The sequence below is a fragment of the Paracoccus sp. J55 genome, assembly GCF_000513975.1.
Classification (GTDB): domain Bacteria; phylum Pseudomonadota; class Alphaproteobacteria; order Rhodobacterales; family Rhodobacteraceae; genus Paracoccus.
On record NZ_AZVA01000069.1, the window covers coordinates 1 to 1,090 of the forward strand.

Annotated in this window: 1 protein-coding gene; it reads left to right on the top strand. The window is 66.5% G+C overall.

The features are described 5' to 3' along the window. A partial coding sequence (locus PARJ55_RS22830; RefSeq protein WP_232215766.1) for an IS66 family transposase occupies nucleotides 1-978 on the top strand: 978 nt, incomplete at its 5' end. Between the last annotated feature and the right edge of the window lie 112 nt (nucleotides 979-1,090).

A 1,090-nucleotide genomic window follows, 5' to 3' on the forward strand; every position in this document is an offset into this window, starting at 1 on the left:
GCCTGTGCCGATTGCGGCGGTCGCCTGCGCCGGATCGGCGAGGACGTCACGGAAGAGCTGGAGTATGTTCCTGGGCGCTTCATCGTGAACCGGATCGTGCGGCCCCGGCTGACCTGCGCCTGCTGCGAACGGTTCGTCCAGGCCCCGCTGCCGACGCGCCCCATCGAGCGCGGCCGTCCCGGGCCTGGCCTGCTGGCCCATGTCCTGGCCAGTAAATATGCCGACCATCTTCCCCTCTATCGCCAGAGCCAGATCTTCGAGCGCGAAGGTATCGACCTCGACCGCTCTACTCTGGCGGACTGGGTCGGCAAGACCACCGCCCTGCTGGAACCGCTGTCCGAGGCCATCGGGCGCCATGTCCTGTCGGCCGAAGCGATCTTCGTGGATGACACGCCCGTTCAGATGCTGGCGCCGGGCACCGGCAAGACCCAGACCGCGCGGCTCTGGACCTATGCCCGTGACGAGCGCCCCTGGGGCGGGGATGCTCCACCAGCGGCATGGTATCGGTTCTCCGGCGACCGGAAGGGCCAGCACCCCAAGGATCACCTCGCCCGGTTCCGCGGCTGGATGCATGCCGATGGCTATGCCGGGTTCGAGGACCTCTATCGCTCCGGAGCCATCCGCGAAGTTGCCTGCATGGCTCATGTCCGGCGCAAGTTCGTCGACATCCACCGGTCGCAGGCGTCCCCCATCGCCGAAGAGGCCATCGCCCGGATCGCCCAGCTCTACGCCGTCGAGAAGGAGGCCCGAGGCTCGCCGCCTGACCCTCGCGCGCAACTCCGCCGCGCCCATGCCGCCCCGGTCTTCGACGATCTCGAGGTCTGGCTGGCCATGCAGCTCACCACGATCTCGGGTAAATCCCCACTCGCGGCCGCCATCCGCTATGCGCTAACTCGCATGGAGCGCCTGCCCCCTACCTTGATCACGGCATCCTCGAGCTCGACAACAACGCCGCCGAACGCGCAATGCGCGCCATAGCGAGTGGTGAGTCATTATGCCCCTCTTCTTCAAGTATCTGGAAACATTTGAAGTTGGTCTCGGCTAACGGTGTGACGCGGGCGCCCTTTCTGCCGGAGGGCCTTGATGACGT